15 protein-coding genes are annotated in these 12846 nt (G+C 62.1%); 9 read left to right on the top strand and 6 right to left on the bottom strand.

From position 1 onward, the window contains the following. Positions 1-11: 11 nt before the first annotated feature. The gene (locus tag ACQKEN_RS11885; protein WP_427685627.1) at positions 12-1433 is read left to right on the top strand and encodes a sugar porter family MFS transporter; all 1422 of its coding nucleotides are present in this window, start codon (positions 12-14) and stop codon (positions 1431-1433) included. A gap of 81 nt (positions 1434-1514) precedes the next feature. On the opposite strand, the gene ACQKEN_RS11880 is transcribed toward ACQKEN_RS11885, so the two are convergent. Together ACQKEN_RS11880 and ACQKEN_RS11875 are read right to left on the bottom strand one after the other, a co-directional pair. Continuing rightward, the gene (locus ACQKEN_RS11880; RefSeq protein ID WP_427685625.1) at positions 1515-2210 is read right to left on the bottom strand and encodes a tRNA (adenine(22)-N(1))-methyltransferase; all 696 of its coding nucleotides are present in this window, start codon (positions 2208-2210) and stop codon (positions 1515-1517) included. Between the two features lie 120 nt (positions 2211-2330). Then, positions 2331-2720, bottom strand: coding sequence for a RidA family protein (locus ACQKEN_RS11875; protein WP_108119461.1), 390 nt, complete (start codon positions 2718-2720; stop codon positions 2331-2333). Positions 2721-2850: 130 nt separating this feature from the next. Between ACQKEN_RS11875 and ACQKEN_RS11870 the strand changes: the two genes are divergently transcribed. The 8 genes from ACQKEN_RS11870 (at position 2851) to ACQKEN_RS11835 (ending at position 8606) form a co-directional block, all read left to right on the top strand. Further along, the gene (locus tag ACQKEN_RS11870) at positions 2851-3771 is read left to right on the top strand and encodes a LysR substrate-binding domain-containing protein (RefSeq protein ID WP_427685623.1); all 921 of its coding nucleotides are present in this window, start codon (positions 2851-2853) and stop codon (positions 3769-3771) included. A 17-nt stretch (positions 3772-3788) separates the two neighbouring features. Further along, positions 3789-4274, top strand: a complete 486-nt coding sequence (locus tag ACQKEN_RS11865; protein WP_427685621.1) for an N-acetyltransferase family protein — start codon at positions 3789-3791, stop codon at positions 4272-4274. A 70-nt stretch (positions 4275-4344) separates the two neighbouring features. Continuing rightward, the gene (locus ACQKEN_RS11860; protein ID WP_427685619.1) at positions 4345-4926 is read left to right on the top strand and encodes a TetR/AcrR family transcriptional regulator; all 582 of its coding nucleotides are present in this window, start codon (positions 4345-4347) and stop codon (positions 4924-4926) included. Between the two features lie 58 nt (positions 4927-4984). Next, the gene (locus ACQKEN_RS11855) at positions 4985-6088 is read left to right on the top strand and encodes an alkene reductase (RefSeq protein WP_427685617.1); all 1104 of its coding nucleotides are present in this window, start codon (positions 4985-4987) and stop codon (positions 6086-6088) included. A 116-nt stretch (positions 6089-6204) separates the two neighbouring features. Then, positions 6205-6954 carry an SDR family oxidoreductase gene (locus ACQKEN_RS11850; protein ID WP_427685615.1) on the top strand — a complete coding sequence of 250 codons (750 nt, stop codon included), beginning with the start codon at positions 6205-6207 and terminating at the stop codon, positions 6952-6954. Positions 6955-7015: 61 nt separating this feature from the next. Further along, complete coding sequence (locus ACQKEN_RS11845) at positions 7016-7402, top strand: nuclear transport factor 2 family protein (protein WP_272628943.1); 387 nt, start codon at positions 7016-7018, stop codon at positions 7400-7402. Between the two features lie 128 nt (positions 7403-7530). Next, on the top strand, positions 7531-7995 hold the full coding sequence (locus ACQKEN_RS11840; RefSeq protein WP_427685773.1) for an SRPBCC family protein: 465 nt from the start codon (positions 7531-7533) through the stop codon (positions 7993-7995). Positions 7996-8048: 53 nt separating this feature from the next. Next, a complete protein-coding gene (locus ACQKEN_RS11835) occupies positions 8049-8606 on the top strand; it encodes an HD domain-containing protein (protein WP_122534706.1) in 558 nt (185 codons plus the stop codon). 152 nt (positions 8607-8758) lie between these two features. On the opposite strand, the gene ACQKEN_RS11830 is transcribed toward ACQKEN_RS11835, so the two are convergent. From ACQKEN_RS11830 to ACQKEN_RS11815, 4 genes are all read right to left on the bottom strand, one after another. Beyond that, positions 8759-9136 (bottom strand): VOC family protein, encoded by a 378-nt coding sequence (locus ACQKEN_RS11830; RefSeq protein ID WP_427685613.1) that lies wholly within the window; start codon positions 9134-9136, stop codon positions 8759-8761. A 54-nt stretch (positions 9137-9190) separates the two neighbouring features. Then, a complete protein-coding gene (locus ACQKEN_RS11825; protein WP_427685612.1) occupies positions 9191-10528 on the bottom strand; it encodes an MFS transporter in 1338 nt (445 codons plus the stop codon). A 109-nt stretch (positions 10529-10637) separates the two neighbouring features. Next, positions 10638-11576, bottom strand: a complete 939-nt coding sequence (locus ACQKEN_RS11820) for a hydroxymethylglutaryl-CoA lyase (RefSeq protein WP_427685611.1) — start codon at positions 11574-11576, stop codon at positions 10638-10640. Next, positions 11573-12766, bottom strand: coding sequence for a CaiB/BaiF CoA transferase family protein (locus tag ACQKEN_RS11815; RefSeq protein ID WP_427685610.1), 1194 nt, complete (start codon positions 12764-12766; stop codon positions 11573-11575). Before ACQKEN_RS11815 ends, ACQKEN_RS11820 begins: the two co-directional genes overlap by 4 nt. Between the last annotated feature and the right edge of the window lie 80 nt (positions 12767-12846).

The raw sequence follows: 12846 nt of genomic DNA, 5'->3' as shown, positions 1-12846 counted from the left end.
TTTAGGTTTCCATGTCTTCCAGCAACCCATCCGCCGCCATAGGCCAACCAGACGAGCAGCGCACTTCGCCGCGTCGTCTGATATTCATCTCGGTCCTTGTCGCCACCATGGGCGCACTCGCTTTCGGTTACGACACGGGCATCATCGCGGGCGCTCTGCCCTTCATGACCTTGCCGCTCGATCAGGGCGGCCTCGGCCTGAACCCCGTCAGCGAAGGGCTGATCACGGCATCGCTGATCGTCGGCGCCGCCTTTGGCTCACTGGCCAGCGGTTACCTCTCCGATCGTTTTGGCCGACGCGTGACCCTGCGCATGCTGTCGCTGTTGTTCATCGTCGGCGCCCTCGGCACGGCCACGGCGCCCTCGGTGCCGTTCATGGTCGCCGCACGTTTTCTGCTGGGCATCGCCGTTGGCGGTGGCTCGGCCACGGTGCCGGTGTTCATTGCCGAGATCGCAGGCCCTTCTCGTCGCGCCCGGCTGGTCAGCCGCAACGAGCTGATGATCGTCAGCGGCCAGTTGCTGGCTTACGTGCTCAGCGCGGTGCTCGCGGCGTTGCTGCACACCCCCGGCATCTGGCGCTACATGCTGGCCATCGCCATGGTCCCGGGCGTGTTGCTGCTGATCGGTACGTTCTTCGTGCCGCCGTCGCCGCGCTGGCTGGCCTCCAAAGGCCGCTTCGATGAAGCGCAGCACGTGCTCGAACAACTGCGTGACACAAAAGACGCCGCCAAGCGCGAAGTCGAGGAAATGAAAACCCAGGAGAAAGAGGCCCACAAGCGCGTCGCCGCACGCAAGTTGCTGCGTCAGCCTTGGGTGTTGAAGCTGTTGCTGATCGGTGTCGGGCTGGGCTTTACCGCGCAGTTCACCGGCGTCAACGCGTTCATGTACTACACGCCGATCATCCTCAAACACACCGGCATGGGCACCAACGCTGCACTGACGGCAACCATCGGCAACGGCATCGTCTCGGTCATCGCGACCTTGCTGGGGATCTGGGCCATCGGCCGTTACGGGCGTCGTCACCTGCTGATGACCGGCCTGGTCATCGTGATCATGATGCAGGCAGCGCTGGGTTGCGTGCTGATGTTCATGCCGCAGAACCTGACCCAGAGCTATGCCGCGCTGGCGTGCATTCTGGTGTTCCTGCTGTTCATGCAGATGTGCATATCGCCGGTGTACTGGCTGCTGATGTCCGAGCTGTTCCCGATGCAGGTGCGCGGGCTGCTGACCGGCACGGCGGTGTCGATGCAGTGGCTGTTCAACGCCACGGTTGCGTTCCTGTTCCCGATCGCGGTGGACACCCTCGGCAACCCGACCTTTTTCGTGTTTGCGGCGATCAACATCGGTTCGCTGATCTTCGTCTTCCTGTGCCTGCCGGAAACCAAAGGCAAGTCTCTGGAGCAGATCGAGAAACACATGAAGAAAGAGCTTTGAGACGAGGTTTCGAGTCCCGGGCGTTGCGTCCGGGACTTTGAAATGGATGGGCTGAGATCAAGGGGCTGAGACCGCGCACAATCAGCCGAGCAATTCGATAATCCAGCGCACTTGTTGCTCGGTGTCGTGCAGTTTCTGCTCCGACACCGCCTGCCGGGCCTGTCGCAAGTTGGCCAAGTCTCGGTGTTTGCAACGGAGCAGTCGACGCCATTTGTCGAGGAATGCCGGGCTGCGCGCCGCCATCAACAACGGGCCGAAGTACAGCGCTTCAGAGCTGTACACCACCGGCCCGCTGCGTTCGGCGACGATGATTTCGTAGTCGAAGCGGTTCTCCCGCAGCACGTCCTCGTGGACGATGCGATACGCGTTCTCCATCAACCACTGGCGCAGCTCAGGCTCGCCGCCATTGGGCTGCAGAATCAACAGTTCCCTTCCGTTGAGCCGCCCTTTGCCGGCCTCAACGATGTCGCGAATGGTCTCGCCCCCCATGCCGCAGAGGCTGATGGCGGTGATGCCGTCTTCCGCTTCAATCGCCGCCAGGCCATCGGCCAGACGCACACGGATTCGTTCCTCAAAGCCGTTCTCGCGCACCGTGCGTTCGGCCGCCCTGAACGGCGTCGTCGCCACCTCCCCTGCCACTGCCATGGCAATGGTTCCGCGGCGCATCAACGCCACCGGCAGGTAGGCGTGATCGGAGCCGATGTCGGCCAGTCGCGCGCCGGCAGGCACCAGCGCCGCCACGCGCTCCAGGCGCCTGGACAATGTGTGTTCGTTCAACCTTGCCGCCCCTTCTCGCTGCGCCCCGGCACGACCTGCCGAAACGGGGCGTGAGTCTGTCGGGCTGTGATGCGGATTTCAACTGCGTTGAGGCGTGGCCGGCGGATTGAGCGTCGGGCACTAAGGCAGCTTGGCGATGACCTTGATCTCGAAATCGAAGCCATACAGCCAGGTCACACCGACGGCCGTGATGGTCGGATGCGGCGCTTCGCCCCAGAACTCCGGCACCACTTCCCAGGCTTTTTCGAAGGTCGACTGCGGATCGACCATGAACACCGTGACGTCAATCACGTCATCGAAGGTGCAGCCGGCGGCGTTGAGAATGGCATTGAGATTGGTAAATGCCAGGCGCACCTGGGCGCGCAGATCAGGCTCGGGCGAGCCATCTTCGCGGCTGCCGACCTGCCCCGAGACAAACAGCAAGCCGGCGGATTTGATCGCCGGCGAGTAGCGATTGCGCTCGTACAACGCGTGGCGGCCGGGCGGAAATACAACGTCACGAACAGTCATGGGTTTTCTCCTTCAGCGGAGCGGGATGCTCCGTCGTTTCGATGGGCAGACTGTAGGGCGGCGGATTCGCTGGATAAACCAGCAGCCTTGATCAAGACTGTTTGCATTCCCCAAACAATCAGGTGGCGCGATGGACCGTTTCGACGCAATGCAGGCGTTCGTCCGAGTCGTGGAAACTGGCAGCTTCACCAAGGCCGCCGGCACGTTGCACATGAGCAAGACCACGGTGACGCAACTGGTGCAGCAGCTCGAAGCGCGGTTGCGGGTCAAACTGCTCAACCGCACCACGCGCAAGGTCAACGTCACGGCGGACGGCGCGGTGTTCTACGAACGGGCGCTGCGCGTGCTGGCGGATCTGGACGATGCCGAAACCGGTCTGTCTGCCGCCTCCGCTGCGCCCCGGGGACGTTTGCGTGTCGACGTGCCCAGTCCGTTCGCGCGCATGGTGCTGATCCCGGCGCTGCCGGACTTCAACGCCCGCTACCCCGACATCCAGATCGACCTGGGCGTAAGCGACCGGATGATCGACCTCATCGGCGAGAACGTCGACTGCGTGGTCCGCGGCGGCGAGCTGACCGACCAATCGCTGATGGCCCGGCACATCACCGACTTGAAGCTGGGTGTGTACGCGGCGCCGGCGTATCTGCAACGCGCGGGCACACCAGATCATCCCCGTGACCTCGAAAACCCGCAGCACCGCATCGTCGGCTACCGCTGGGCGCGCACCGGGCAGCTGTTCCCGATGGTGCTGCAGCGGGACGGTGAAACGGTTCAGGTGCAAAGCCGCTACCTGCTCACGGTGGACGACGGCAACGCTTACCTCGCGGCAGGCCTGGCCGGTATGGGCGCCCTCTGGCTGCCGCAGTACATGGCTCAGCCGTCGGTGCTCAGCGGTGAGTTGGTTGCGCTGTTCGACGACTGGCAGCTGGAGTCGATGCCGATGTACGTAGCCTTCCCGCCCAACCGGCACATCAGCATCAAGCTGCGGGTGTTCATCGACTGGGTTGTGGAGTTGATGGGCGACGGGTACAAAAGCCGATCTCACGATTGAACAAGGATGAAGGTGCGATGGACGAAGTGATCAGCTACCGGCAAGCCACGGCCGAGGACGTGGCGACGATCTGCGAACTGGGGCAGCTACTCAACGCCATTCACCACACAGAGCGCCCCGATATCTATGCGGCCGAAACCCTGGATTACCTGCGGGATGCCCCTCACTGGATGAGCTTTCTGAACAGCCCGGAGCAGGTGATTTTCCTGGCGTTTGTCGGGGATCGACCGGCGGGGTTTGTCAGCGCAGGGATGTTTTCAGCGGGCGGGCCATTGCTGCAGCCGATGGCATTCGCGCGGATCGGCTCGGTGTGCGTGGCCCAGATTTTCTGGGGAAAAGGCTTGGGTCGTGGGCTGATTGAGCGAGTGCAAGGGTGGGCGCAGGAGCGCGACGCGCGGGACATTCGCCTGTCGGTGTGGGGCTTCAACACCCATGCGCGGCGGCTGTATGAAGAGCTCGGGTTCGAGACGCGGGCCTTTGAGATGGGCATGCGCCTGACATGAGTGCCGTTCATCGCGGGCACTTGTCACTTTGTAGACGACCGGTCAGTTTTGTTTTAAGGTGCTTCGCATTATGAAGAAACCCAACCTGGAAATGCGCCAACACATCATCGACGTCGCCAAGTCGCTGATGACCCACAAGGGCTACACCGCTGTGGGCCTGGCTGAAGTGGTGAGCGCGGCGGGCGTGCCCAAGGGCTCGTTTTACTATTACTTCAAATCGAAGGAAGAGTTTGGCGCCGCGTTGCTTGATGAATACTTCTCCGAGTACCTGGGCCGTGTCGACACCGTCATGGCGCGCTCGGGCAGCGGTGCCGACAAGCTGTTGGCCTACTTCGACTACTGGATCGAAACCCAGGGCACCGATCACCCGGAAGGCAAATGCCTGGTGGTCAAACTGGGCCCGGAAGTCTGCGACCTGTCCGAGGACATGCGCAGGGTGCTGGAGGCCGGCACGGCGAAGATCATCAAGCGCATCACCGCCTGCGTCGACATAGGCGTGGCAGACGGCAGCCTGCACATCGAAGAAGGCAGCGAAGCCTTCGCCGAAACCCTGTATCAACTGTGGCTGGGTGCTTCCCTTCTGGTGAAGGTCAACAAGTCCACCGCATCCTTCGATACGGCCATGCGCCTGACCCAACGCCTGCTGCGGTAGCAGGCGCTTTTTTTTCAAAGATTGGTAGACGACCGGTCAAATATGCGAGTAATTCTCAATGATTGATATCAGTAACAGCACCGACTTGTTTTCCCCCGTGCAAATGGGCGCCATCGAAATGGCCAACCGCATCGTCATGGCACCCGTCACCCGCAGCCGCTATGAAGAAGACGGCGTGCCCGGTGAACTGCACGCCACCTATTACGCCCAGCGCGCCACCGCCGGGATGATCGTGGCCGAAGCGACCAACATCTCGGCCCAGGGACGCGGCTATGCAGCGACGCCCGGGATCTGGAGCGAAGCGCAGGTTGCCGGTTGGCGCAAAGTCACCGACGCCGTGCACGCGGCCGGCGGCAAGATCGTCAGCCAGCTCTGGCACGTGGGCCGGTTCTCCAGCGTGGACCTGCAGCCCAACGGCGAAGCCCCGGTCGCGCCGTCCGCCATTCAGGCCGAGGGCAACACCTACACGGTCGACGGCTTCGTGCCGGTGTCGATGCCCCGCGCGCTGGAAACCGACGAGATCCCCGGCATCATCGAGCAGTACAAACACGCTGCCGAGAACGCCAAGCGCGCAGGGTTCGACGGCGTCGAGGTCCACTCGGCGAACAGCTATTTGCTCGACCAGTTCCTGCGCGATTCCACCAATCAGCGCACCGACAGATACGGCGGCTCGATTGAAAACCGCGCGCGACTGACGCTGGAAGTCACCCAGGCGATCGTTGATATCTGGGGCAACGACCGCGTCGGGATTCGCTTGTCGCCGGTCACGCCGGATGCAGGCAACACGCCGCCGGACAGCAACGTCATGGCGTTGCACGGTTACCTGATTCAGCAGTTGAACCGCTTCAACCTGGCGTACCTGCACTTTGTCGAAGGCGCGACCGCCACTTCCCGTGAAGTGCCGGAAGGCGTTGACATGGATGCGCTGAGTGCCCAGTTCAACGGGCCGTTCATTGGCAACAACAACTACGACCTGGACATGGCCGTCGAACGCCGCGCCCAGGGCAAGATCGACGCCGTCGCGTTCGGCCGCCTGTTCATCTCCAACCCGGACCTGGTCGCGAGGCTGCGCCACGGCGCCGAACTGACCATCGCCCCCCGTGAAAGCTATTACGGCGGCGGCGCCAAGGGCTACACCGACTGGCCGGTGGGTAATTACTAAGCAGCGCTGGTAAACCGCACCGCTACAACGCATCGCTAACAAATACGGCTGAACGGCAAGGCTTTCCCAGGAAAGCCGACGCTGCCCGCACGCCTGGAATTTGAGGAAACATGATCATGAACACGAACTGTTTGGACAAGAAAACCGCCATCGTGACCGGCGCGTCATCAGGCATCGGCGCCGCGACGGCCAGAGCATTGGCCGCACAAGGGGTGAATGTCGTGGCTGCCGCGCTGGATGAGAAAGCCCTCGCCGCCCTTGTCGGCGAACTCCGCGGGTTGGGCTTTGAGGCGTCCAGCTTTGTCACCGACGTCACCGACGCTGAACAGACCCGCGCCTTGGCGCAGTTCGCCAAGGACACCTACGGCTCGGTCGACATCCTCGTCAACAACGCCGGCCTGATGCTGTTCTCCCACTGGGTTGACCTCGTGACCCAGGACTGGAACGCCATGATCGACGTCAACATCAAGGGCTACCTGAACACCATCGCCGCCACCCTGCCCTTCATGCTCGAACAGAAATCCGGGCAGATCCTCAACATGGATTCGGTGGCCGGCCATCAAGTCGGCCCCGGCGCCGGCGTCTACAGCGCGACCAAATTCTTCGTGCAGGCCATGACCGAATCCATGCGCAAGGAGCTGGCCGTGCAACACGGCATCCGCGTCAACACCGTCAGCCCGGGCGTGATCAACACCGGCTGGGCGGACAAAGTCACCGATCCTGCCGGGCGCAAAGCCGCACAAGCGCTCAACGAAATCGCCATCGCGCCGGAAGACATCAGCCGCGCCGTGATCTACGCGCTGAATCAGCCGGCCAACGTCACCGTCAACGACCTGATCATTTCACCCACCCGACAGGACTGGTGATTGCGCGGCTGTTGGTCATTGAAGCCATCGCCTATCTAACTCAAACCCTGGAGTCATAAACATGAGCAAGAACATCAAAGCCGTTGCCACCCACGACTACAACGCCGTGATCGACACCGCCAGCCGCTACGTTGAAGGGCTGCGCGAAGGCAGTGTTGCGACGATCAAGCAGGCCTTTCATGAAGAGGCGGTGATGTACGGTTTCACCAACGGCCAATTGCTGGGCGGGCCCATCAGCAACTTGTATGACTTTGTTGAAAGCAACGGTAAAGCAGCGGACATCACGACCCGGCTGGATGTGCTGGCGATTACGCCGACCACGGCCGTGGTGCGGGTGGACATGGAGAAGGACGCCATTGGGGCGGATTACAACGATTATCTGACGTTGATCAAGATCAATGGCGACTGGAAGGTGATTGCCAAGGTTTATCACCAGTTTGAGGGGTAGGTTTTACAGCGATTCTTTTGGACGTAGGCCTCGGGGTTTAGATCTCGGGGCTTGCGTGCCGGGTTCTAGCGGTTGGGTATTGAGCGTTTTTTGAGTCGTAACGGCGTTTATTTGTGGAGTGAGACGTGATGGTTTTAGTTGAATACAGCGCAGGTTTGCCGTGCAGTGCGGATGAGGCGTGGAAGGTGCTGCGGGGGTTTGGCGGAATCGCGGACTGGCATCCGGCGATTGTGAAGAGCGGCATCGAGGGTGAAGCCGAGATTTTGCAGGTGGGTGCGGTCCGGCGGCTGGCGCTCGCGGACGGTGCCGTGTTGCGTGAGCGTTTGACTGAGTTTGACGATGGGCTCAGGGCGTTGGCTTATGTGTTTGAGGAGTCGCCGTTGCCGGTGGATGGGTATCGGGCGCAGGTTCGGGTGGATGAGGTTGCAGGGTTGGTCGATCGTTGCGTGGTGCGCTGGAGTGCTGGGTTCGAAGTGCGGGAAGCCGGGACTGAGGCGGAATTTGAGGGATTGGTCAGGGAATTGATTGTGCAGGGGCATGAGGGTTTGGAGGGGGTGGTTCGGGGTTTATTGTGTCTGGACTGGCAGAACTGATACAAAAGCGATGCATCCCTAATTAGCAAACACCCACTTCAGGAGCGAAACGCTTGACTTCAACCGATCTGCAGCGCCTTTACAACAAAGCCTGGCTGTTCGCCTCCCACGCCCACGTCGGGCAGACGATGAAGGGGGCAGATCTGCCGTACACGACCCATGTCGCGATGGTGGCGAACGAATTGATTTTCGCGGATCGGGAAAGTGACATTGGTGACCTGACCATCGCGATGCCCGCCGCGCTTCTGCACGACGTAATCGAGGATACGGGGACCTCGGAAGAGGCACTGGCTGAGGTGTTCGGCGCCGCTGTCGCCTCGACCGTCGCCTGCCTGAGCAAGAACCTGATCGTGCCCTTCTCGGACGAGGGCTATTTGCAGGCGATCGCGGCGCATTCCCGGGAAGCGGCGGCGATCAAGTTGTGTGACCGGATCACCAACCTCCAGTCCGCACCATCGACGTGGTCCCTGGAAAAGCGCGCGTCTTATTACGAGGAATCTGCGCAGATTCTGGCGGCGCTCGGGCCTACCAATGACTATTTGAATCGCCGGCTTACCGATGCGATGGCGCGCTACAAATCTTTGCACGTCGATCAGCAGCGGGAAATCTGACGTCCTTTCCGTGTGCAAGGTGAAGCGCTACCCCGGTCACTCATCAAACATGCCGGCACTGCAGCTGTTACAGGCGAACGAGGTAATTGTGGGAGCGAACTTGCTCGCGAAGACTCCGGTCCATCCGCATGTCTTCAGCGGCAGGAATACTGTCACCGCAGCTCTGAAATCTCGATCAGATTTAAATCGGGATCACGCAGGTAAACCGACCGAATCGGCCCCGTCGCGCCGGTGCGCCCAACCGGCCCTTCCACGATCGGCCACGCCTCTGCCTGCAAATGCGCGATCACCGCGTCGAGGCGCTGGCTCGCAATGAAGCACAGGTCCAGCGCGCCCGGCACTGGCAGGTGAGCCTTGGGTTCGAACTCCTGACCGCGCTCGTGAACGTTGATCTTCTGGTTGCCAAACCTAAAGGCCAGCCGCCCGCTGCCGAAGGTTTCCAGACGCATGCCCATCACGCGCACGTAGAAATCCTTGCAGGCCTCCACGTCCACAGTGGTCAGGACCAGATGGTCGAGGTGATCAATCATTTGCGTACGCTCCGTGGGCTAATGAGGTCGACCGTCAGGCAGTTCTGACGGTCCTCAGTGTTCGTTCTTGTCCAGCGTTCTCAGCTTCTGCGGCAATGCCCACATTAACAGGCCCGCCGCGACCAGGCTGCTGACGCCGATGACGTAAAGCGCAGGCGTGGTGGTGCCGGTGAGGTCTTTGATCCCACCGACCATCACCGGGCTGACGATGCCGCCAAACTGCCCCAGGGTGTTGATCAGCGCGATACCGCCCGCAGCGCCGGCACCTGCGCCCGCCAACAGCTTGGGCGGGAGGGTCCAGAATGCCGGAATGGCGGCGACGATCCCGCCACCGAGCATGGCCAGGGAGACGATCAGCAGGCTGGTGTGCTGGGCAAAAAATCCGGCGCTGAAGAAGCCGATGGCCCCAAGCACCATCAGCCCGCAGACGAATTTGCGACGTTCGCCGCTGGCGTCAGAGAGGCGTCCGACAACGATCATGCTGATGGCGCCGAAGATATACGGAATGGCCGTGAGCAGCCCGATGATCACCGGGCTTTCGACGCCCGCGCTGCGAATCAGCTGCGGTGCCCAGAAGTTAAGGCCGTAGGACGCCACCTGAATCAGGAAATAAATCAGCCCGAGCATCAGGAAGCCTGGCATTTTCAGCGCGGTCAGCAGCGAGCCGCCATGCTTGTTCGGCTCATGCCGGGCGATGCGGCTGGAGAGGTAGGTCTTCTCGGCGTCGGTCAGCCAGTGCGCGTCCGCGACGCGGTCCTTGAGCAGCTTCAGCACCGCGAAACCGAGGGCAATGCATGGCAGGCCGCCGAGCAGGAACAGCCAGTGCCAGCCACGCAGCTGCATCACGCCATCCATATGGCCGAGCACCAGCCCCGAGACCGGTGCACCCAGCAGCCCGGCGAAGGCCGACGCCAGGAACAGAATCGAGGTGATGCGACCGCGGTAGGTCTGCGGGAACCAGAGCGTCAGGTAAAACAGCACGCCCGGTGCGAAACCCGCTTCCATGGCGCCGATGATGAAACGCAGCACATAGAACTGCCATTCGGCAGTGACGAAGACCATGAGCGCAGTGGCGACGCCCCACGACATCATGATGCGGGCAATCCAGCGCCGCGCCCCCACCTTGTACAGCATGATGTTGCTCGGTACTTCGAACAGCACGTAGCCGATGACGAACAGGCTAGCCCCCAGCCCGTACGCGGTGTCGCTCAGGCTCAGATCCGTCTGCAGCTGAAACTTGGCGAAGCTGATGTTGATACGATCAAAAAACGCGAACAGGTAGCAGACCATGATCAACGGCATCAAGCGCCACGCGACCTTGCGGATCAGTGCCTTTTCGGCGCTCACAACCTCGGCGAGGCTGCTGTTCGGGGTCAGAACAGAGACAGTCATTGCGATACTCCAGATGGACCCTCTGAGAGAGCCCTATTGTTTTTGTTGTCTGGACGCGCACCCAGCGGAGTGTGCGCGTTTTGGGGAGAAAACCGGGACGGGCGGCGCGTCAGCCGGTCAAATTGTCAGGCGCCGGATGAAGATCACGGTTGCGTCCTGCCTTGGCCACCTGCCCCGGCATTTCATGGCCCAGCAGCTCCGGTAAACCGCGCGACAGGACGAGCAGATGCGCCAGGTCAATGCCCGTCTCGATACCCATCTCATCGCACAGATTCACCAGGTCCTCGGTGCAGATATTGCCCGATGCACCCGGCGCAAATGGGCAGCCACCGAGCCCGCCCAGCGAGGCATCAAAGCGCCGCGCCCCCGCTTCGTAAGCAGCGAGCACATTGCTCAGCCCCAGGCCGCGGGTGTTGTGAAAATGCAGCGTCAGCGCCGATGCCGGGACACGGGTCAGCACGCGCTGCACCAGCGAAAACACCTGACGGGGGTTGGCCATGCCAGTGGTGTCGGCCAGGGAAATGCCGTGCATGCCCAACGCCAGATAGTCATCGACGATCCGCAGCACACGGTCTTCATCGATGCGGCCCTCGAACGGGCAACCAAACGTGGTGGCAATGGAGCCGTTCAGGCTAAGCCCAGTGCCCGAGGCCAGCGAGACCACCTCGGCGAAGCCCGCCAGGGACTGCTCGCAACTCATGCGCATGTTCGCCCGGTTGTGGGTCTGGCTGGCGGACATCACCAGATTCAGCTCATCGGCACCCGCCTCGATAGCCCGCTGGGCACCGCGCAGGTTGGGAATCAGGGCGACGTAGGTCACACCGGGCTGGCGCCGGATGCCGCGAAACACCTCATCCCCGTCACGCAAGGCCGGAATGGCTTTGGGGGAAACAAAAGAACCGGCTTCGATGCGGCTGAAACCGGCGAGAGAAAGCTGGTCGATCAAGGCGATCTTGTCAGCGGTGTCCACCCAGGTCGGCTCGATCTGCAAGCCGTCGCGCGGGGACACTTCCTGCACGATCAGGCGCTGGGAGAAGTCGGTGATCATTGCACCACCCCACTGTGCTTGAGCTGCGCAATGTCGTCGGCGCTCATGCCCAGTTCGCCGAGCACGGTGTCGGTGTGCTGCCCCAGCGCAGGGCCTTGCCAGTTCACCGAGCCTGGGGTTTCCGAGAGTTTCGGCACGATGCCCGGCATCTTCACCGTGGCCCCGCCCGGCAGATCCGCATCGAGAATCATCCCCCGCGCCTGGTAGTGAGGATCGGCGACGATGTCCGCGACGTTGTAGATCCGTCCCGCCGGCACCTCGGCCGCTTCAAGCGCCTTGAGCACGTCGTCAATGGGCAAGGCCGACGACCACGCGCTGATCGCCCCGTCGAGCATGTCGCTCTGGGCGGCGCGGCCATCGTTGTGGGCGAATTCGGGGGCCTGGGCCAGATCGGCGCGGCCAATGGTCTGCATCAGGCGCTTGAAGATCGGGTCGCTGTTGCCGGCGATAACCACGTAGGCACCGTCAGCGGTCGGGTAAGTGTTGGACGGCGCAATGCCCGGCAGTGCGCCGCCACTGCGCTCACGGACGTGGCCGAGCATGTCGTATTCCGGCACCAGGCTTTCCATGACGTTGAACACGCTTTCGGCCAGGGACACATCGACCACCTGACCATCGCCCTGGCCAGTCTTGACCCGCAACAGCGACATCAGCGCGCCCATCACCGCGTGCATTGACGCCAGCGAATCCCCCAGGCTGACCCCGACCCGCGCCGGAGGCGAGCCCGGCGTGCCGGTGGTGTAGCGGATGCCACCCATGGCCTCGCCAATGGCGCCGAAGCCGGGGCGGTCGCGGTACGGGCCGGACTGACCGTAGCCGGAAATGCGCACGAGGGTGAGTTTGGGGTTCAGGGCGTGGAGCACCTCCCAGCCAAGACCCAGCTTTTCCAGGGCTCCGGGCCGCAGGTTTTCGATCAGCACGTCCGCGCTTTCAGCCAGCCGCTTGACGATGTCGATGCCTTCGGGGGATTTGAGGTTCAGGGAGAGGGACTTTTTGTTGCGCGACTGCAGGTACCACCACAGCGAGGTGCCTTCGTGCAGCTTTCGCCATTTACGAAGCGGATCGCCCTGCCCCATGGATTCGATTTTGATCACCTCGGCACCGAACTCGCCCAGCAGGCGGGCGGCAAAGGGTGCAGCGATCAACGTGCCGATTTCAATGACGCGCACGCCTTGAAGGGGGCCTGTCATAGCGGTTACCTCGAGTCTTTCTTGGAATTTGTCGCCAAGACTAGAGGAACGGGGTTCGGCAAATCCAACCGTCAGTTGGC

This window comes from Pseudomonas sp. NPDC078416 (genome assembly GCF_050268485.1).
In the GTDB taxonomy this organism is placed as follows: domain Bacteria; phylum Pseudomonadota; class Gammaproteobacteria; order Pseudomonadales; family Pseudomonadaceae; genus Aquipseudomonas.
Note: the sequence above shows the minus strand (reverse complement) of the source record. Positions and strands in the feature narration are given on the sequence as shown.